The following is a 20,188-nucleotide window of genomic DNA, read 5'->3' as shown; positions in this document are numbered from 1 at the left end:
ATAAAAAAACCCTTGTAGCTTAAATTAGTTACAAGGGTTTTTTTATGAAAGAACAGAATAAGGCACGTTTATGTCAATAGTGAAAAAGCTGATTAAAGATTTACTGCTGAACGGAGCGTCGCAACGATAACGCATAAAGAGCTAATGTTCACTATTAAAACTACTCTGCCATCATTTGCTGGATTGTTTCGACAATATTTTCCGCATTTGGCTTACTAAAATAATCGCCATCACTTCCGTAAGATGGACGATGAGCCTGCGCCGTTAGGGTTCTTCCGGCTACATCCAAATAGCGGTAGCCGTTTTGTTCTTCGAGCACTTTATTATACATGTACGCGGCGGCCCCACCCGGCACGTCTTCGTCGATAAAAATAATACGATTCGTTTTTTTGAGGGAAGCAAGGATGGTAAGCGGGCGATCAAAAGGCACCAGTGTTTGCACGTCAATAATCTCGCAACTGATACCTAACTTTTGCAACGAATTTGCGGCTTCACTTATTATGCGCAAAGTGGAGCCGTAGGAAACAATAGTTACATCTTCTCCATCACGAAGAATTTCAGGAGTACCAAGAGGCACTCTGAGATCTAGCAGGTTTGATGGCAACTTTTCTTTCAAGCGATAACCGTTCAGGCTTTCTATCATTAAACCAGGGTCGTTGCCTTCTAACAGGGTATTGTACATACCCGCTGCCTGCACCATATTTCGAGGAACGCAAATGAAGATTCCGCGCAGCGCATTAATGACCATACCCATTGGAGAACCACTGTGCCAAATGCCCTCGAGACGATGGCCGCGGGTGCGAACAATTAGCGGACAACTTTGCAAACCTTTGGTTCTATAATGTGTAGTGGCAACGTCGTCAGCAAGCGGTTGCAGGCCATAGAGCAGGTAGTCGAGATATTGAATTTCAGCAATGGGCCGAAGTCCTCGTAGCGCTAACCCAAGCCCTTGGCCAATAATAGAAAGTTCGCGAATACCTGTGTCAAAGATGCGGTGAGATCCGTGCTTTTCCTGCAAGCCTGAAAATCCCTGGTTTACATCTCCTATTCTTCCAACGTCTTCGCCAAAGGCAATGACTTTTTTATTAGTAGCGAATAAACCATCAAAGTACTTATTGAGTATTTCAAAGCCGTTTACAATTCGTGCATCATTCGCATAAGTCGCTTTTACTTCAGTTATTCTTAAAGCAGATTTGGGCCCTTCGTTATATAAATGCGTATTGAAGATGAGCTTGTTCTCGCGCTTCAACTCTTCATAATAACTCTTGACTTCTTTACTAGCAGGAATTATTTGCAAGGCTGTTCCAAGAGTCTTCATTACGTCCCGGCGAAGTGGTTCACGATTCGTTTGTAGTTCAGCTGTTAGCTTTTTAAGCTCTTCTGATTTTACAGGATGTTGTTTCGCAACTGCATTCATCACCTGAACCACTCTAGCCACCTGCTTTTTAATTGGTGCAATATAATTTTCCCAGGCTTTTGCTTTGCTGGCTCTCACATACTCTTTAGCTGCTGATTCTATATCAAACAGCTCATCTTCTGCAGCAAGACCGTTGGCGATAATCCATTCCCTGAATTTCTTTATGCAATCCCACTCCTTCTCCCACTGTAGTCTTTCGTGGGTTTTGTAACGCTCATGGCTGCCACTTGTTGAATGGCCCTGCGGTTGGGTGATCTCTTCTACGTGAAAAAGTGCAGGAGTATGCGTTTCGCGCATTTCATCCAGCGCAGCTTCAAAAACTTCACACATGCCAGCGTAATCCCAGCCGTTTACCTTATAAATATTGATACCGTTAGTGAGGGTATTTTTTTGAAAACCGGAGAGCGCGTCAGAAATTGACCCTTTTGTAGTTTGAAGCTTTTTTGGCACAGAAATGCCATAACCGTCATCCCACACAAAAATGGCTAAGGGAACCTGCATCACGCTTGCTGCATTCACTGTTTCCCAAAAATGTCCTTCAGAAGTACTTGCATCGCCGATGGTGCAAAAGCAAATTTCATTGCCGTGGTTACTAAGATTTACCAGCTCCTTTGTGTCACCGAGATTTCGAAATGTTTTTGATGCTAAGGCAAGACCAAGTGCTCTTGGCATCTGGCCGGCTGTAGGAGCGATATCAGCAGATATATTTTTTAGATTGGTAAGGTCTAACCAGTTTCCTTCTTCGTCAACAAACTTTGTGGCAAAGTGCGCATTCATCTGGCGACCGGCACTAAAAGGATCGTTATTAATATCTGGGTCAGAATATAATTGAGCAAAGAACTGTTGAATAGTTGCAAGACCTGTAGAGAACATAAAAGTCTGATCACGATAATACCCTGATCTAAAATCCCCGTTTTTAAAAAACTTAGCCATCGCAATTTGGGCTACCTCTTTTCCATCACCAAATATTCCAAATTTCGCTTTCCCCGTCAGCACCTCTCTTCTACCAAGTAAACTGGCTTCGCGGCTTTCCATTGCAATCTTGTAATCCTGTAAAATCTCCTGCCGAAACCTGTCATACGACATTACTTCTTCGCTAATCTCAGTATTTAAATGCTGATTATCCATATGCAAACTTATAAATAATGGGGGTGCAAACGCATTTGTGTTAAAAAATACAACTTATTAAACTTGTATATAATTTACAGGTCGTATTTGCGTTACTACTCCAAACTAAAAGCCATTAATAAATTCTTAAAAACAGAAAGGGTAAGAAAATAGGCACCATTATTTCTTACCAAAAACAATAACTTTACAATCTTAAAAATCATTCCTCAAATGAAGAAAATTACTCTTGTTCTTACCAGCTTATTTGTTGCTGCTATTGTAAATGCGCAGACTACTACAGCTACTACGCCGGCGGTGAGTACTCAAATTACTCCTAAAGCCGACATTGCGAAGGTTCTTGAATTTAAAGAAGAAAATCATGACTTCGGAAAAATTCCTTACGGTAAGCCAGTTGAGTTTGATGTAGCTATCAAAAACATCAGTTCAGAGCCTATTAAGATTGAAAATGTAAAAGTTGGTTGTGGTTGTACTACGCCTAAATATGAACAAGGAAAGACTTACGCCCCGGGTGAAACTTTTAAAGTAACCCTAGGATTTAGTGGTTATGCTGAAGGCGCATTTGAAAAATATGTAGACATTTTCTTTAACAATGGATTGACGAAACAAATCAAGTTTCACGGTACTAGTTACAAAGTAGAAACTCCGGCTCCTGCCAATACAAGCATTCAGAAAATGAAAACTTCAAGTAAATAAAATTATTTAAAAGAGAAAGGTTGTTCGAATTAATTGACAACCTTTTTTATTAATACCTCTAAATATGAAAAAAGTACTTTTTTTAGTTGTTGCAGTTTTAAGCCTTTCGGTAGTTTTTGCACAAGGCAAAGCACCTATTGAATTTAAGGAAGTGAAACATAGTTTTGGAAAGATTAAGCAGAATGTTCCTGCTACCTACACGTTCACTTTTACGAATACTTCAAATACACCTGTAGTTATTGAAAATGCAACTGCAGAGTGCGGATGTACTACACCTGAGTACCCTAAAGGAGCAATTGCAAAAGGAGCTTCAAACAAAATAAAGGTCACTTACAATGCCGCTTCAGTTGGTAGCTTCACTAAAAGAGTTACAGTTAGAGTTGCAAAAGTTGCCGATCCTATTGTGTTGACAATAGACGGAGAAGTTGTTGATGCAAAAGCAACAGCTAAAACAGGAAAATAATTACCAAACCATTTTTGTCATAAAGCCACCAGCCCGGTGGCTTTTTTTTTGTTTCGAATTACTATCCTACTTCACTCAACTATCTTTGCGGCATGTTAACTATTAGCAAAAGAGGCGAAATGATGCCTGCTTCTCCAATTAGAAAACTTGTTCCTTATGCGGAGGCAGCCAAGAAAAAAGGGATCAAAGTTTATCACCTTAATATTGGTCAACCAGACATTGAAACGCCGAAGATGGTGTTGGATGCGGTTAGAAAAAGTGATTTTTCTGTTTTAGAATATAGTCACAGTGCGGGCAACGAAAGCTATCGCAAGAAATTAGTTCAATACTACAGGTCAGTAGGGATTGGGGTTGACTACAACCAGATCATTGTTACAACAGGTGGAAGCGAAGCTATTTTGTTTGGCTTTATGACATGTCTCGACGCTGGCGATGAAGTTATCATTCCAGAACCATTTTATGCCAATTACAATGGATTTGCTGTCGAAGCAGGCGTAAGTGTCATCCCTATAACTTCTCGTATTGAAACAGGTTTTGCCCTGCCACCTATCGAAGATTTTGAAAAGGTTATTACTTCACGCACAAAAGCGATTGTTATTTGCAATCCCAATAATCCAACTGGTTATTCATATAGCAGAAGCGAGATGGAGCAACTGAAAGAGCTGATTAAAAAACACAACCTCTACCTGTTTTCTGATGAAGCATATCGGGAGTTTACATACGAAGAAAAGCAGGTCAGTGCCATGCACCTGCAAGATGTAGACGACAATGTGATTATCATGGATACTATTAGCAAAAGGTATAGTGCATGCGGCGGGCGTATAGGTGCTTTTGTTACTAAAAACAAAGCTGTATTAGATGCAACGATGAAGTTTGCACAGGCTCGTTTAAGTCCACCAAGTTTCGCTCAAATCGCCGGCGAGGCAGCAGTTGATTTACCTGCTGATTACTTCAATACCACAAAAGAAGAGTATAGGAGTCGCCGAGATTTAATCGTGCAACGTTTAAATGCTATGGATGGTGTTTTTTGTCCAAACCCTGGGGGTGCTTTTTATGCAATGGCAAAGTTGCCTATTGATGATAGTGACAGATTTTGCCAATGGCTGCTGGAAAATTTCGAGTACAATAAGTCGACCCTTATGCTTGCTCCCGCTACAGGTTTTTATGGCACGCCGGGCCTGGGGAAACAGGAAGTACGGCTAGCGTATGTGCTCAATCGGGCTGCGATTAGTGCTGCAATGGATTGTCTTGAGCAGGCATTGAAAATCTACCCGGGAAAAACAAATTAACCACTGTAACAGTAGATTATGCGCAGGTGAGAAATTACTTGTAAAAAGGTTGATACCAGCAGTTGCCTTGTATAGCATCATCGTTGCGTCGCAATCTTTATCAGCATATCATTTGGCATCTTTTTTCAAAGCGGCTATAAACAAACAATTAATAACGACAGTGAAAATTAAAGAGGTTCTCCAGGTACTCGACGAGCTAGCTCCCTCCTCATACCAGGAAAGTTATGATAATGCCGGATTAATAGCAGGCGACTCCTCCGTGGAGTGTACCGCTGTCATCTGTACTTTGGATGCGACCGAAGAAGTTATACTCGAAGCCAAGCAAAAGGGCTGCAATCTCGTGGTCGCTCATCATCCAATCATATTTTCTGGTTTAAAGAAGTTAACCGGAAAAAGTTACGTAGAGAGAGCTGTCATAACTGCCATAAAAAATGACATCGCTATTTACGCCATACATACAAATCTAGACAACTTACTTACAGGTGTCAACGGTAAAATGGCCGACAAACTAAACCTGCAAAACAGAAAGGTGTTATTGCACAAGCAAAACAACCTAATGAAACTGATCGTGTTTGTTCCCGTTGCGGAAGCGGAACAAGTGCGTGAAGCCATCTTTAGTGCGGGCGGCGGCAACATCGGAAAATACAGCGAGTGCAGTTTTATTATAAGAGGGAAAAGCACCTTCACTCCCGGTCATGGAACGAATCCGCATACGGGGCAGGTTGGTAAAAGAGAGGTAAATGACGAAGAGAAAATCGAGATTATTTTTCCTGCATACTTAAAAGAAAAGTTAATTACTGCGATGACGGATGCACATCCTTACGAGGAAGTGGCTTATGATATCATCGCGCTCAACAACTATTTCCACGAAGTTGGAAGCGGGCTGATTGGCGATTTGCCAGAACCAATCGAAATAACTAGTTTCCTTAAAACTGTCAAACGGCAATTTGGTCTTTCAGTCATCCGCCACACGCCTTTTGTAGCGAAAGAAGTACAGAAAGTTGCCCTTTGCGGCGGTGCAGGAAGCTTTCTAATAAAGAACGCTTTATCTGCCGGCGCTGATGTCTACATTACAGGTGACGTGAAGTATCATGAATTTTTTGACGCCGAAGCTAAAATGGTTCTTGCAGACATCGGGCATTGGGAAAGTGAGCAATTTACGGTAGAGTTGCTACATGATGTTTTACATTCAAAATTTCCTACCTTCGCCGTCTTAAAAAGTGAGGTAAAGACTAACCCGGTTAATTATTTCGTTGATTGAGTTAGCTGATTTTGTTTGCTTTGCTAGAGGGAAAACCAGGGCACAAAAAGATGAACGTAGTGCGTCGCAACGACGAACAACCGGAGTTGCTCAGCTGGTTTCAAAAAGTAAATCCTCGAAAAACTATAACTATTAAAATTTTTTAAAAAAGATATGGCTACTGTAAAGGACTTTTCTGTAGAAGAAAAATTAAGCTCGCTGGTTAAGTTGCAAAAAGTTGATTCTAAGCTGGATGAGATTGGGATTTTGAAAGGTGAATTGCCAATGGAAGTGAGTGATCTTGAAGATGAGATACAAGGTCTTCACGCGCGTCAGACGCGGATTGAAGAGGAAATAAATGGTATTTCTGATTTTATCGAAAAGAAAAAAGAGGTAATAAAAGAAGCAGAAGCTCTTATTAAAAAGTACGAAAAGCAAAGTGAGAATGTAAAAAACAACAGGGAGTTTGAAGCCATTAATAAAGAAATGGAAATGCAACACCTGGAAGTGAAACTTGCTGAAAAGCATATAAAGGATGCAAACGAAGAGATTGCCGATAAAATTAAAGTACTGGATATTGCAAAAAAGCAGATTGCAAGCAAAGACAGTGTTTTAAATAATAAGAAAGGTGAGCTTCAAAAGATTATTGGCGACACGGAGATTGAAGAGAATCACTACAAAGAACTTAGTGGTGAGGCCCGCGCTGCGCTTGACGAGCGGTTGTTGTTTTCTTATGACCGTATTCGTAACAATTATCGCAATGGCTTAGCTGTTGTTCCGGTTATGAGAGATTCTTGCGGTGGTTGTTTCAATGCCATTCCACCACAAAAGCAAAGTGAGATCAAGCAACATAAAAAGATTATAGTTTGTGAGAACTGCGGTCGTATTCTTGTTGATGAGGAACTGCACCAAAATGTAGAAACTAAATAAGATCAGTACTTATAAAATTGTGAAAAGGGCATCCAACGGATGCCCTTTTTTAGTAGGCATTGTTTATCTCATATCTTTACAGCCAATGAAGAAGGCCTTATTTACCATTACAATTTGTTTATTCTCCATAATTTCTTTCGGTCAAAAAGTATACGATTTCAATCAAACCTGCAGGGAGGCTTATACAGAAATAATCAAACTAAAATTAGTCACCGGCAAAGAGTTAATTGCTAAGGAAAGACAACAAAATCCTACAAACCTTATCCCTGATTTATTAGAAGGCTACATTGACTTCTTTACTTTATTTTTTAACGAAGATCCCACCGAGTACGCAGGCCGGAAAGACAACTTTGATAAAAGGATTGAAGCGTTCGACTCCGGGCCAGCTAATACTCCTTTCTATCGTTATAGTAAGGCTTTGACCTATTTACAACGGGCAGCAGTAAAGATAAAATTTGGAGAACGCTACGGCGCAGGATGGGACTTTAAGAAAGCAAACTCCCTTATTAAAGACAACAAAGAAAAGTATCCTGCCTTTCAGCCGAACAACATGCTTACAGGACCTATCGAAGTAGTGATAGGTACAATACCATCAGGCTACAAATGGTTAACAAGCTTGTTTGGAATGAAAGGTTCTATAAGCGAAGGCATGCAGGTGATGCGGTCCTTCCTCAACAGCAATGATCCGTACGCTAAACTTCTTAACAGCGAGGCCACCTTCTACTATTGCTACCTGATGTTTTATGTCGAAAACAAACCAGAGCAGGTTTTCAAACTAATCCAGGCAAAAAAACTGGATGTTGTAAATAATCATCTTTTCACCTACCTCGCTACCAACCTCGCACTTAATAGTAAGCAGACCGACTATGCAGGTAAGGTTATCGACGCTCGCAATATTTCACCCGAATACATGCAAACTGCCGCATGGGATTTTGAGATGGGTTTCGTGCAACTGCACAAACTGCGGTTGGATGAAGCAATCAAGCACTTCGATCAGTTTTTGAATACGTACAAAGGCAAGTTTTATGTAAAGGATGTATCGCAGAAGATAAGCTGGGCCTACTACCTGAAAGGAGATAAATCGCAAGCTGAGAGTTATCGTCTCCTTACAATTAAAAACGGAAACACCGAAAGTGATGCGGACAAAAAAGCCTATCGAGATGCAAAAAAAGGATTGTGGCCCAATGAAATTTTACTCAAAGCAAGAATTTTAAATGATGGCGGCTACCAAAAAGAAGCATTGGGATTATTGCAGGGAAAAACGATAAACGACTTCCCAAAACCAGAGGATGCACTTGACTTTACCTACCGGCTGGCCCGCGTCTATGACGATATGGGTAGAGACGATGAAGCCATTAAATATTACCAGCAGGCGATCAATTTAGGAAAGACCAGGACTGAATATTATGCTGCAAGAGCGGCATTACAGATGGGTAATATTTACGAAAACCGAAACCAAAAATCACTTGCTATTGCTGCTTATAAGGAATGTCTTGACATGGGAGACCATGAGTATAAAGACTCTTTAGATCAGCGGGCCAAATCTGGGATTGCCCGGTGCAAAGGGGAGTAAGAATTTATCTAAAAGCGAATTGTACATCCTAATACTTTCGATTGGATAATACCCATGTTCGTCTCCAATTGCACAAACATTTGATTAACCAATGTAAACCCATCAACAACTTTTTCAAAAGGCTCTATAATCCAGTATTCACTTACACCAAACTTTTCATATGCACGCTTTTTTTCTTTTTTATCAAGGTTTGCATTAGACGTAGACAGAACTTCTATAATTAAATCAGGCGTCCCAAAGAAACCACGTTCTTGTATTTTTAAAGTATTTTCTTTAGAAATAAAAACCAAGTCAGGCTGAAAAATATTTTCCTCATCGAAATAAACATCGTACGGTGCAATTCTTAATTCGCCTAAGCCTTTATCCTCTACATACCCGAGCAGCTTTGTAAAGATTTTACCCAGAACTTTTTGATGAGTATCAGATGGAGCAGGAGACATTACGAGAGCTTTATTAATTACCTCGCATCGAGTTCCTTCTGGAAGATTTTCAAAAACTTCAAGAATGGTTCGAGGAGGTGTTTGTAGCAAAGTGGCTTGCATAATGACTAAAGTTACAGTTTTCTATTGTCAAAATCGTAACCACACTTTCTGATGAGCGCTGTTTTTCCACACCGTTGATAATTCATTTTACAACATGCTGATCGCAACTATCTTTACTTTATGTTACGCAGGTTACACATACAGAACTATGCTATTATTGATGAAATTGATATCGATTTCTCAAATACCCTAAATGTCATCACGGGTGAAACTGGCGCCGGAAAAAGTATTTTAATGGGAGCTCTAAGTCTTATTTTGGGCGAAAGAGCAGATACTTCCTCTCTCCAAAACCGGGAAAAAAAATGTTTTGTCGAAGGATTTTTTTCGGTTGATAATAAAAAAGCAGTTGAGAAATTTTTAACTGAAAATGAATTTGATTTCGAAGAGGAATTGGTCATTAGAAGAGAAATTTCTGCAAGTGGTAAATCGAGAGGTTTTATAAATGATACACCCGCAACCGTTCAGCAATTAAAAGAGCTTGCGTCATCTCTTGTTGACCTTCACCAGCAATTTGATACCCTAGAGTTAGGCGATTCCGATTTTCAACGGCAGGTTCTAGATGGATTGGCAGGAAACGCGGAGCTATTATCAACCTACCAAAAAAACTTTCGCAGTTGGGATAAGCAAAAGAATGAACTTGAACAATTGCAGAAACAAAAGGAAACCTTTCAAAAAGACTTCGATTACCACCAATATGTTTTTAATGAACTTGACCAATTGAGTTTATCGGAAAATGAGCTTGAAAACCTTGAAAGTGAGCTTCAACTCCTAACAAATGCTGAAGGGATTAAAATAGCGCTAACCAAGGTATATTTTGAATTAAAGGAAAGCGAACAACCAATTGTACCTCAGCTTAAAATACTGGCGAATCAACTAAATGCTTTTTCAGGATATCACAAAAATCTGCCTGAATTGGTTCAAAGGCTTCAAAGTGCGCAAATAGAATTGCAAGACCTTGCAGACGAAGTAGAAAGTTTAAACGATCAAACGAATTTCGACCAGAAGAAAATTGACCAGGTAAACGAACGACTTTCCGCGGGTTACAAAATGCTCAAAAAGCATGGCGTTCAGACCACCAACGATCTCTTAGCAATAAGAAATGACCTATCACAAAAACTGGAAGCTGTATTGAATATCGATGATACTATTTCAACAAAAGAACAGGAAGTAAAAGCTTTATTACAAAAAGCAGAAGACTCCGCAAAAACACTTTCAACAAGGAGAAAAAAAGAAATACCATCTCTTGAACAAAAGGTAAATGCACTACTGCACCAGGTAGGTATGCCTAACGCAAGACTCAAAATACAGGTTGAGCCTGCTCCTTTAAATATTTATGGCACCGATGCGATTGAATTTCTTTTCGATGCAAACAAAAGCAATCGATTTGAACCAATACGGAAAGTTGCGAGCGGTGGTGAACTGAGTCGCTTAATGCTTTGCATAAAATCGCTCGTCGCCCAATCCATTGATTTACCTACCCTGATTTTCGACGAAATCGATACCGGCATTTCAGGTGAAGCAGCAAAACAGGTTGGGTTCATAATGAAAGACCTTTCTTCAAACCGTCAATTAATCACCATTACACACCAACCACAGATTGCAGGTAAAGCGGATGCGCACTTTTTCGTCTACAAGGAAATAAAAGACGATGCGATAAAAACAAACATTAGACTACTGTCGCAAGACGAAAGAATAACCGCCATCGCACAAATGTTAAGCGGCGAAAAACCTACCGCAGCTGCCCTGGAGAATGCTAGAGAAATGGTGATGAACTAAAGAGGAATTTTTGATTGTGAGATGTAGTTATTTATCGATTTTATCCAACGTTCCAACAGCTAAATCACCAACTCTCAAAATCGCAAAATCAGCAATCTAAAATGTATGAAGAACGTTCCTCACTGGCAGCTGTTTGTTCTATTGTACCTGCTGATGGTGGCTGTGCCTGTTTATTTTGCTCACACTTTCTTGAAGCAACGAGCTTATGCTAATCGAACTTTCGGTAACCTCATCTTATATTTTGCGGGCGTGTTAGCTACAGGCTTTATTATGCACTCTTTTTCTACCTGGCTGTATTTTACATTCTTTTTTCAGAATAGGAATTGAATTTCTATTTTTACCACTTGTTAATAAAAACAAAAATCAACTCGTAATGGCATACAACTTATTGAAGGGAAAGAAAGGTATCATTTTCGGTGCATTGAATGAACAGTCGATTGCGTGGAAAATTGCAGAAAAATGTTATGAAGAAGGAGCACAAATTGTGTTGACAAATGCACCTATCGCTTTACGGATGGGTGAAATAAACAAGCTTGCAGAAACATGTGGAAACGCCCCGGTAATTCCTGCGGATGTTACCAGTAACGATGATTTAAAGAACTTATTGACAAAAAGTATAGAACATTTTGGAGGACAAGTTGACTTTATATTGCACAGCGTAGGTATGAGTATGAACATGCGCAAAAACAATCATTACACTGCCTTAAACTACGATTTTACACATAAGACTTTCGACATATCAGCAATGAGTTTTCATCGTGTGTTGCAGTTGGCTTACCAGATGGATGCAATTAGCGAATGGGGAAGCGTAGTGGCGCTTACTTACATTGCCGCTCAAAGAGTGTTTCCCGACTACAACGAGATGGCCGACGCAAAGGCTTTGCTGGAAAGTGTTGCAAGAAGTTTCGGCTACCAGTATGCGAAAAAGAACAAAGTGCGGATCAACACTGTAAGCCAGTCTCCTACCCGCACTACGGCCGGTAGTGGTGTAAAAGGTTTTGAAGGCTTTATTTCATTTGCAGAAAAAATGAGTCCCCTCGGCAATGCAACTGCTGAAGATTGCGCAAACTACTGCGTTACCCTATTTAGTGACCTTACCAAAATGGTTACTATGCAAAACCTGTTTCACGATGGGGGATTTAGTTTTACAGGCGTCACAGCCGAAGTGATCGAACAAATGGAAAAATAATCTTTTAAAAATTCTCCTCTTTTCGGGGAGTTTTTTTTTAAAGAAATATCGATACTTGCTTCGGTCTTTCATAGCAACATCGTTGCGTCGCAATCACTTCCACAAAAAAACTTTTTGGAGCTTCGGCCCCCCCACTATCAGTTCTCATAACCCTAACCCGCTTCCAAGCAACATTTAAGATGATAAACTTGTCAATCAGTTTACTTGAGATACCTGCTTACCAACTTCATTGGTTTGATTACATTGGTTATTTTGGTTCGTTTCTAACCTCCATTACTTTCATTCCACAAGTATACAAAGCATGGAAAACCAAAAGTGTTGGAGACCTAAGTATCTGGATGATGTTAATTGTAGTTTTAAGTACTATCGTCTGGCTTGTGTATGCATTTGCAATTGGAAGTGGACCGGTCATAGTGGCTAACACAATTGTCTTTATCCTTTCGCTGATACTTATCTATTTTAAGTATAGGTTTAACCGGTAATTGAAAGATAGGCGGCACGTCGCCAAGAAAGTTTAAGAAGATTAAGGGGCGGCTGACACGAAAACAAACGGTTGTAAAAATGATGCTATAAATATTTGCCATAATGAAAAAACAACTGCTTTTGTGTGCATTCCTTGCCATTGCTGTTTTCGCTCGTGCACAGGATCCGCTGCAAGACTTTTTAGATTCCATTTCCGGAAAATTAATTACTGAAATTCGTACGCAAGGCCGGCCAAAGGCTTTGCTGGAAACTGATAAATCGATCTTTAAAGCTGGAGAAAATATCTGGTTTAGAAGCTTCCTCGTAAACTCCATTTCGCAGAAAGTAACAAGGCAAAGCAAATATTTATTCGTTGACCTGGTCGACGAAAAAGACAGCACTATTACCTCCCTATTGTTAGATGCCGCAAGACAACAACTAAATTCTAAGATTACTTTACCAGCGGCCATCTCCCCCGGCTACTATTGGTTAAGGGCTTATACAAGACAAATGGCAGAAGGAGATTCTACCAATGCTGTTGTAAAACCTGTTTATGTAGTTGGATCCAATGGTAGAGTCATAACAAAACAATCCCCGGCAGCAACGGCACCGGCAAGCGGAGATCCGGTAATACAATTTTATCCCGAAGGTGGCAGCATCATTACAGGAGCAAATTCAACCGTTGCTGTTTTAATAAAAGATGCACAGGGAAACCCGATCGCCGCCGAAGGAGTTGTCAAAGATTCAAGAGATACAGTTGTTGCCCGCTTTACATCTAACAATCTCGGTCTTGGCAAATTTGAATTTACACCTTCCTACTTGAGAAGATACAAAGCTTCTTTTAACTGGAATGGAAAACAGACGACCAGCCCCTTGCCACCCTTCAACTTTTTCGCAGGACAAATAGCTGTCTTAAAACAGGAAAACGGAAGCAAGACACTGAGAGTATTACTAGAAGATAGTATCTACAAGAAAAATGTAGTTACCTACCTAGTTGGGGTGAGTAAAGACAGTTTGTGCTACGTTGCTATTGGCCGCGGATTGTATGAAGTATCGATACCGGAGCAAAAATTCCCAGAAGGAATTGCTACATTTTATCTACTGGACAACCACGGAAAGCTGCTGAGTGAAAGGAGTATTTATATGAAAGAACACAACGTTTTAGTAACTCCTACCCTGCTCAAGAATACCCTTTCAAAAAGAGAAAAAGTTGCTTTAAATATTTCAGTTACTGATGCTAACCATCAGCCCATTCCCGCGCTGCTTTCTGTAGCAGTTACAGATTCTGCATTTGTAATTCCTGCTGACAGACCTATCACTGATCCATTAAGTATTTTAAAGCAGGTAAATATCTCCTCTTCCAATTTATTAAGAAGTATGAATGCGGAAGAGGTAGACCTCCTGATGCTTCTGGTTAACAATACATTCCCAAAAGGTGGCAGTTATAACGCTAAGCAAACTTACAGTTCTGATGACAGCCTGCTGTTTATAAAGGGCAAAGCAGTGGATACAAAAGGAAGCGCAACTCCAAATAAAATTTTATCACTTATATCAAATGACGGAAAAGGCACTTTTTTGTTTGATACTACGGATGCCGGAGGAAAATTTATTTTTCCCGTATTTGACTATAGTGATAGCACAGAGTTCGCTATACACGCACGGGATATCAACAGCACTACAGAAAATATTAGCATTCAACGAGAGCCGCTACACTTTCCGTACTTTAAAACACCTGTTACCCTGAAAAATTATTTTCCGTACACCCCGACTTTTAGCGGTAAATATAAAAATGCCTACTTGGATTCAAGTCTTGACTATGCAGGAAAAGATTTGGCAAACTCAGTAATCGTCAAAGCAAAAAAGAAAAAAGAGGTAGCCTACAACGAAGCTTTAAGAGTGAGTCCTTCATCTGTGGTGATTGCAGGAGATCAACTTGATGAAAGAAGAAGTGTAGGCGACATTGTACAAAATGCTTCAGGCGTTCATATGTTAAATCGATTTTTGGTAATAGGGGGTCTTACATCAATAAAAACACCTGACGCCAGCTCCGAACCCTTGCTTCTAATTGATGGAGTACAAGCGCCGAATATGAGCGGCGTTAATGAGAGCCCGGTTATAGCAGCACTAAATAGTATCAACCCAAAAGACATAGATTTTATAGAAATCCTAAAGGGGCCCGAGGGCTCTAACTATGGTATCAGAGGCGGAAATGGAGTGATACTTGTGAACATGGGTCATAACCGCCGCGATGATTTCAGGCGCAATGTGGGCGGCCTGCAAACTTTTTTCGCAAAAGGAATTTCTAAACCTTCATCGTTTCCACTGATTAATTATGATTTGAAAGAAGTTAAGGCTATTCCGCAGGTTGATAATCGTTCCACTATTTATTGGAATGGCAGCGTACTGACCGGCACACAAGAACCTGTAAGTCTTAGCTTCTTTACAAGCGACATTCCCACTACTTATAAGATTACCATAACTGGTGTTACCATACACGGCGACCGCATATACAAAACCCTTACTTTCTATAATAAATAGGTTATAAGAAGCAACACATTAAATTAAGAACTAGTCTAAAAAGCTAAATAAACCCACAGAATGGTCTTTAAGGCGATTAGCTTACATTCATACAATCACAGCTTTAAAGCATTTTTGATATAAAATAAGATTAACGTTAAAATGAAGATTTACCTGGTCCCGTTCTTATTAATCTTTTTTATTTCACCCGCACTTAAAGCTCAGTTCTGTAATGGCAGCTCCGGAGATCCTATTGTAAATGTCACGTTTGGTACCCGCCAGGCACCTGTACCCAAAGAAAAAACTTCTCTATCCTTTGTAGGTGGTTGCCCGTTCGACACAGGTTCATATACTATCCGAACTTTAATATTTGGTTGTGGCGAAACTCCTGATGCACATTCCTGGCACATTTTGCCCGGCGACCACACACGAGATGTAAACGGACAGTATATGCTGGTGAATGCCTCGTGGGCTTTAGGTCTTACACATGCCCCGGTAATTATACATTTAGATACGGCAACAGGTTTGTGCCCAAACACAACTTATCAATACTCCGCCTGGCTCGCAAATGTGATGGGTAACCTGGCTTGTGGTGGTAAACCTCTTTTACCGGATATTACTTTCACTGTCTCGTCACTTTCAGGCGTAGTCTTAGCCACGTCAAAAAGTGGAAAGTTACCTGTCAGAGATGGAAGAGTTTGGCAGCAGAACGGTTTGACTTTTACCACTCCGCCTAATATAGACGCGGTTGTGCTGACGCTTTCGACAGATCCTGAACGTGGTTGTGGAAATGCTTTTGTAGTGGATGACATTACCCTTAGTATGTGTGGACCAGCAGTGCAAGCAACGATTGATGGTAAAACTGAACCTGCAAATGTTTGTGCAGACTATACCAATCCGTTTATTCTTAATGGTTCTTATGCAACAGGCTTTAAAGATCCCGTAGTTCAGTGGCAAAACAGTCTCGATAGTGGCAAGACATGGAAGGATTTGCCGGGCATAACAACTTTATCTTACGCCGTTCCTCGCAGAAGCATCGGCACTATTCTGTACCGTATGGCGGTTGCAGAGCGACAAAATATTAACTCGTTGAATTGTCGTGTCGTATCTAATCCGATTTATACTGAAGTTCATCCTGTGCCACCGCATCGTGCACCCCAGAATGTTATCGGTTGTCTTAGTAAGGATTTGCATTTACCCGAAACCGACCCATCCGCTTTGAACATTCAATGGACAGGACCGAATGGTTACTCGTCCAATGATTCAAAGTCCGTTGTTCCAAATATTAAATATGCTGACACCGGGATTTATCGCCTACAACAATCGTTTTATTTTGGTTGTACTTCAATAGATACTTTTAAATTAAATGTCTTTCCATCGACCACTATTTCGACCCAGAGCATCTATTCAATCTGTGAGGGGAACTCCGTTCAACTTTCTGCTTCAGGCACAGGCACTTTCAAATGGATGCCTGCTGTCGGACTATCAAGTGATGCCGTAGCTAACCCGATTGCATTGCCTCGCGACTCTACTTTATATAAAGTAATTGTTACCAATACTTACGGTTGTAAAGACTCAGCTGAAGTTCAAATCAACGTTTTTAGAAATCCTGTTGCCAATGCCGGTCCTGACCGCACCATTGTCCTTGGTGACACCGTTGTATTAAATGCCTCCATTAAAGGAACTGCAGTAAATAGCTCATGGAGTCCACCAACTTCCCTCGACAACGCTCAATTGGTTTCACCAAAGGCTTTCCCTAAACAAAACACAGCATTCACCCTTACGGCAACTTCTACCGTTGGGTGCGGCACCTCTTCTTCGACTGCCACGGTAAAAGTTTACCGGGACGTGTACGTTCCCACTGCGTTCACTCCAAATGGCGATGGAACAAACGATTTCTTTAAAGTCTTTGCTGCAGATGGCTATCGCCTGATTAAATTCATTGTCTACAACCGTTGGGGACAGCCTGTTTTCTCCGCGAAAGAGACTACCGAAGGCTGGGATGGAAAAATGAACAACCAGCAACAGCCAGCAGATACTTATGTCTATTATCTTGAAATTGAAAATACTCAATCGAAAAAAATAGTAAAGAAAGGAACGGTTACTTTGGTGAGATAGAAACTTTCGCGGTCGTTCACCACTAGCTATAACTAAGCAACCTATAAGATAGAAAAAACATCTTAAGGGATGAGCCTGAGTGGACATCAACAACAGCAAAATTATTTTGGAAGAATTAAAAAACTGGCTTTAAAATGTCGAAAGAACAGGTGAAAAAAGGCACCATTGAAGATAACATTTGCGGTCACACTACTCTTTGTATCTAACCTATTATTTTCGTTTTCTGCATTGAACAAAGCCAAACAAAAACCAAAATGGAAACTGGCATGGAAGGACGAATTTAATTATGAGGGATTTCCAGACAGCACTAAGTGGAGCTACGATGTGGGTGGTGAAGGATGGGGTAATGAGGAATTACAATATTATACGAAACAACGAAAACAGAATGTTGCTGTTTCGAACGGCTGCCTTTCCATAACAGCAATTAAGGAGAAGTATGAAGGCAATAACTACACTTCGGCGAGATTAGTAACAAAAGGAAAGAAAGATTTTAAATACGGTAAAATTGAAATTAGAGCTAAGATTCCAAAGGGAAGAGGCTTGTGGCCCGCCTTCTGGATGCTGTCCTCAAATGAGCCTAGAATATGGCCGGATGATGGAGAAATAGATATTTTAGAAAATGTTGGATATACGACAGGAGAAATTACAGGTGCAGCTCATGTGAGAAGAAATAAAACCAGCAATGCAATTATTACCAGCTCAAATAGTACGAACATCGAGGGTGCTTCTGATGCCTTTCATGTATACAAATTAATTTGGACGCCAGAAAGATTAGAATGGTATGTAGATGATAAGCTATTTCATTTTTACGACAAGGCCGATCGACCTCCTTTACATTGGCCTTTTAATGGAAATTTCTACTTAATCCTGAATGTTGCAGTAGGCGGAAGTTGGGGAGGAAAAAACGGCATTGACGATACAGTATTTCCACAATCGTTCGTTATAGATTATGTTCGTGTGTACGAAGATCAAAATCTTTAACTCGGCGAGACTTTTATAGCTGAACTATCAAGTATTCTAGAGTTTTGACCGTATTACGAAAATACCAGCAGGTAACAAGACACGCCCGCTAATTTGCTAACCCGTTAAGTTGATGATGAAGAAATTTGTACTTGTTGTATTGCTATTTTCCTGTTGTCGCCTATTTGCTCAACAACCTGCCTTTTCATTAGACGGAACTTTTCCGAATTTGTATTTTAATCATACGGTAATACACGGCCAGAATTTCCTGAGCCTTGCAAAAACCTATAATCTCTCGCCCAATATAATTGCCTCGTTCAATAAGCTTAGCCTTGGTGTTAATCTGAGGGAGGGAGAGGTGATCAAAGTTCCTGCAGCACGTACTAATTTTTTTTACCGGCTTCAGCCAAATTCTTTTCACGAATATATTCCCGTGTTTCACCGAGTAACCGAAAACGGGCCATTAAGTACAATCAGTAAAAAGTATGGAATCCCGGATACGACGATACAAAGGATGAATTCGCTTTCAACCAAAACGGTGAAAGCAGGCGATCAGTTAACGGTTGGTTATTTGAAAATTAGAAAAGACTACGAAAATATTTCAAACGCTCCCACTCGACCTGACACTATATCTCCCGCAGCCAGTAGCAGCCCTACATCAACACTTAAAAGTACAGCTGCCCTCCAGGACACGACTATCTCCAATGAGCCTGATGTAAACTCGGATAAACTTTTTGAGCAGGCACGTCGTATTGCCTTTGATAAAAAAGATTACGCTACAGCTTTGCTGCTTTGTTTTCAAGCCCTTAAAAAAAGTCCGGATTACAGCGACATTAGGATTTTTGCAGGAAGAATATATACGTGGACCGACAAATTAGATAGCGCTGTTGCCCAGTTTAACTATGTTCTTGAACACGAACCGGATAACAAGGATGTGTATGTTGGCTACAGTGATCTTCTTTATTGGAATGACCAATACTCTAAGGCGTTAGAAGTATGTGATAAAGGCTTGTCTTACTATGGAACTTCTAAAGACCTTTTAATAAGAAAAGTAAAAATATTAAGGGCTTTAAAACGACCGGGTGAAGCGCAGGAAGTATTGGAACAACTTTTAAAAATCGATCGTACAAATACGGAGGCAAGAGCATTACTGCAAAGAAACAAAGATGAGGTTTTGAAAAACAAGTTGGGGATGTCGTACGAGTATAACTATTTTGATAAACAGTTTAATGATCCGTGGCACATCGCAAGTATAGACTATAGCCGGCAAACCAAAATGGGTTCCGTCGGAGCACATCTTAATTATGCTAATCGATTTAGATCGGGGGGATTACAATATGAACTTGATGCCTATCCACATATTTCAAAATACTTCTATAGTTATATAAGTGGAGCTTACTCAACTAACGTAGGTGTATTTGCAAAGTACCGAGGCGGTTTTTCCCTTTATAGTATCTTACCAAAGAGCATGGAGGGCGAAGTTGGAATCCGGTACCTATACTTTTCTGACGCAACTTTAATTTACACCGCCGCTATAAGTAAATACTATAAAAGCTGGTTATTCACTGCCCGTACCTACATAACCCCTGGAGAAAAAAGCACCTCCCATACTTACAACTTTACCACCAGGTATTACTATGGCGGTGCGGATGATTATTTCTTAATAACGCTCGGCCGCGGTATTTCCCCTGATGAAACAGGGGCCGTTTTGCTAAATAACAAAGAATTTGATAAGCTGGTAACACTAAAGACTACAATTGGATTTAGGCACGAGTTTAAAAAGAAATATTTGCTCACCCTGGATGCGGGATGGATGAACCAGGAGTACAGGCCTAAAACCAAGGGCAATCAATTATCAACAGGCATAAGCTACCAGGTTAGGTTTTAAGGA

General features: G+C 40.4%; 16 protein-coding genes. 14 read left to right on the top strand and 2 right to left on the bottom strand.

Annotation, left to right across the window (positions count from 1 at the left end):
- Window positions 1-160: 160 nt before the first annotated feature.
- Complete coding sequence (locus SAE01_RS06775; protein ID WP_147202913.1) at window positions 161-2,545, bottom strand: alpha-ketoacid dehydrogenase subunit alpha/beta; 2,385 nt, start codon at window positions 2,543-2,545, stop codon at window positions 161-163.
- A 210-nt stretch (window positions 2,546-2,755) separates the two neighbouring features.
- Between SAE01_RS06775 and SAE01_RS06770 the strand changes: the two genes are divergently transcribed.
- The 6 genes from SAE01_RS06770 to SAE01_RS06745 all read left to right on the top strand — a co-directional run bounded on the left by SAE01_RS06770 (window position 2,756) and on the right by SAE01_RS06745 (window position 8,733).
- Window positions 2,756-3,238 carry a DUF1573 domain-containing protein gene (locus SAE01_RS06770; protein ID WP_147202912.1) on the top strand — a complete coding sequence of 161 codons (483 nt, stop codon included), beginning with the start codon at window positions 2,756-2,758 and terminating at the stop codon, window positions 3,236-3,238.
- Window positions 3,239-3,302: 64 nt separating this feature from the next.
- Complete coding sequence (locus SAE01_RS06765; protein ID WP_147202911.1) at window positions 3,303-3,701, top strand: DUF1573 domain-containing protein; 399 nt, start codon at window positions 3,303-3,305, stop codon at window positions 3,699-3,701.
- Window positions 3,702-3,793: 92 nt separating this feature from the next.
- Window positions 3,794-4,990: a pyridoxal phosphate-dependent aminotransferase gene (locus tag SAE01_RS06760; RefSeq protein ID WP_147202910.1), complete on the top strand. Its 1,197-nt coding sequence runs from the start codon at window positions 3,794-3,796 to the stop codon at window positions 4,988-4,990.
- Window positions 4,991-5,150: 160 nt separating this feature from the next.
- The gene (locus SAE01_RS06755; RefSeq protein WP_147202909.1) at window positions 5,151-6,251 is read left to right on the top strand and encodes a Nif3-like dinuclear metal center hexameric protein; all 1,101 of its coding nucleotides are present in this window, start codon (window positions 5,151-5,153) and stop codon (window positions 6,249-6,251) included.
- A 153-nt stretch (window positions 6,252-6,404) separates the two neighbouring features.
- Window positions 6,405-7,160, top strand: coding sequence for a zinc ribbon domain-containing protein (locus tag SAE01_RS06750; RefSeq protein ID WP_147202908.1), 756 nt, complete (start codon window positions 6,405-6,407; stop codon window positions 7,158-7,160).
- Between the two features lie 85 nt (window positions 7,161-7,245).
- The gene (locus tag SAE01_RS06745; protein ID WP_147202907.1) at window positions 7,246-8,733 is read left to right on the top strand and encodes a tetratricopeptide repeat protein; all 1,488 of its coding nucleotides are present in this window, start codon (window positions 7,246-7,248) and stop codon (window positions 8,731-8,733) included.
- Between the two features lie 8 nt (window positions 8,734-8,741).
- Here the strand turns inward: SAE01_RS06745 and SAE01_RS06740 are convergent, their stop codons facing one another.
- Complete coding sequence (locus tag SAE01_RS06740) at window positions 8,742-9,275, bottom strand: Uma2 family endonuclease (protein WP_147202906.1); 534 nt, start codon at window positions 9,273-9,275, stop codon at window positions 8,742-8,744.
- Between the two features lie 120 nt (window positions 9,276-9,395).
- On the opposite strand from SAE01_RS06740, the gene recN reads away from it, so the two are divergent.
- From recN to SAE01_RS06700, 8 genes are all read left to right on the top strand, one after another.
- Entirely contained in the window at window positions 9,396-11,051 is a 1,656-nt protein-coding gene (gene recN / locus SAE01_RS06735; protein WP_147202905.1) for a DNA repair protein RecN, read from the top strand.
- 105 nt (window positions 11,052-11,156) lie between these two features.
- Window positions 11,157-11,378: a hypothetical protein gene (locus tag SAE01_RS06730; protein ID WP_147202904.1), complete on the top strand. Its 222-nt coding sequence runs from the start codon at window positions 11,157-11,159 to the stop codon at window positions 11,376-11,378.
- Between the two features lie 46 nt (window positions 11,379-11,424).
- A complete protein-coding gene (locus SAE01_RS06725; RefSeq protein WP_147202903.1) occupies window positions 11,425-12,240 on the top strand; it encodes an enoyl-ACP reductase FabI in 816 nt (271 codons plus the stop codon).
- 179 nt (window positions 12,241-12,419) lie between these two features.
- Window positions 12,420-12,722 (top strand): SemiSWEET family sugar transporter, encoded by a 303-nt coding sequence (locus SAE01_RS06720; protein ID WP_147202902.1) that lies wholly within the window; start codon window positions 12,420-12,422, stop codon window positions 12,720-12,722.
- Between the two features lie 103 nt (window positions 12,723-12,825).
- Complete coding sequence (locus SAE01_RS06715) at window positions 12,826-15,240, top strand: TonB-dependent receptor plug domain-containing protein (protein ID WP_147202901.1); 2,415 nt, start codon at window positions 12,826-12,828, stop codon at window positions 15,238-15,240.
- 141 nt (window positions 15,241-15,381) lie between these two features.
- Entirely contained in the window at window positions 15,382-17,337 is a 1,956-nt protein-coding gene (locus SAE01_RS06710) for a T9SS type B sorting domain-containing protein (protein WP_147202900.1), read from the top strand.
- 165 nt (window positions 17,338-17,502) lie between these two features.
- The gene (locus tag SAE01_RS06705) at window positions 17,503-18,318 is read left to right on the top strand and encodes a glycoside hydrolase family 16 protein (RefSeq protein ID WP_218029101.1); all 816 of its coding nucleotides are present in this window, start codon (window positions 17,503-17,505) and stop codon (window positions 18,316-18,318) included.
- Window positions 18,319-18,430: 112 nt separating this feature from the next.
- Window positions 18,431-20,185 carry a YaiO family outer membrane beta-barrel protein gene (locus SAE01_RS06700; RefSeq protein ID WP_147202899.1) on the top strand — a complete coding sequence of 585 codons (1,755 nt, stop codon included), beginning with the start codon at window positions 18,431-18,433 and terminating at the stop codon, window positions 20,183-20,185.
- Window positions 20,186-20,188: the final 3 nt, after the last annotated feature.

Origin of the sequence: Segetibacter aerophilus, assembly GCF_007991655.1 — a bacterium.
Taxonomy (GTDB): domain Bacteria; phylum Bacteroidota; class Bacteroidia; order Chitinophagales; family Chitinophagaceae; genus Segetibacter; species Segetibacter aerophilus.
The sequence above is the reverse complement of the archived record's forward strand: the minus strand, read 5'-3'. Positions and strand labels throughout refer to the sequence as shown.

Excerpts from the sequence above, each read along its gene's own strand:
- SAE01_RS06775 (WP_147202913.1), bottom strand. The coding sequence starts at position 2,545 with ATGGATAATCAGCATTTAAATACTGAGATTAGCGAAGAAGTAATGTCG.
- SAE01_RS06770 (WP_147202912.1), top strand. The coding sequence starts at position 2,756 with ATGAAGAAAATTACTCTTGTTCTTACCAGCTTATTTGTTGCTGCTATT.
- SAE01_RS06765 (WP_147202911.1), top strand. The coding sequence starts at position 3,303 with ATGAAAAAAGTACTTTTTTTAGTTGTTGCAGTTTTAAGCCTTTCGGTA.
- SAE01_RS06760 (WP_147202910.1), top strand. The coding sequence starts at position 3,794 with ATGTTAACTATTAGCAAAAGAGGCGAAATGATGCCTGCTTCTCCAATT.
- SAE01_RS06750 (WP_147202908.1), top strand. The coding sequence starts at position 6,405 with ATGGCTACTGTAAAGGACTTTTCTGTAGAAGAAAAATTAAGCTCGCTG.
- SAE01_RS06745 (WP_147202907.1), top strand. The coding sequence starts at position 7,246 with ATGAAGAAGGCCTTATTTACCATTACAATTTGTTTATTCTCCATAATT.
- SAE01_RS06740 (WP_147202906.1), bottom strand. The coding sequence starts at position 9,275 with ATGCAAGCCACTTTGCTACAAACACCTCCTCGAACCATTCTTGAAGTT.
- recN (WP_147202905.1), top strand. The coding sequence starts at position 9,396 with ATGTTACGCAGGTTACACATACAGAACTATGCTATTATTGATGAAATT.
- SAE01_RS06730 (WP_147202904.1), top strand. The coding sequence starts at position 11,157 with ATGAAGAACGTTCCTCACTGGCAGCTGTTTGTTCTATTGTACCTGCTG.
- SAE01_RS06725 (WP_147202903.1), top strand. The coding sequence starts at position 11,425 with ATGGCATACAACTTATTGAAGGGAAAGAAAGGTATCATTTTCGGTGCA.
- SAE01_RS06720 (WP_147202902.1), top strand. The coding sequence starts at position 12,420 with ATGATAAACTTGTCAATCAGTTTACTTGAGATACCTGCTTACCAACTT.
- SAE01_RS06715 (WP_147202901.1), top strand. The coding sequence starts at position 12,826 with ATGAAAAAACAACTGCTTTTGTGTGCATTCCTTGCCATTGCTGTTTTC.
- SAE01_RS06710 (WP_147202900.1), top strand. The coding sequence starts at position 15,382 with ATGAAGATTTACCTGGTCCCGTTCTTATTAATCTTTTTTATTTCACCC.
- SAE01_RS06700 (WP_147202899.1), top strand. The coding sequence starts at position 18,431 with ATGATGAAGAAATTTGTACTTGTTGTATTGCTATTTTCCTGTTGTCGC.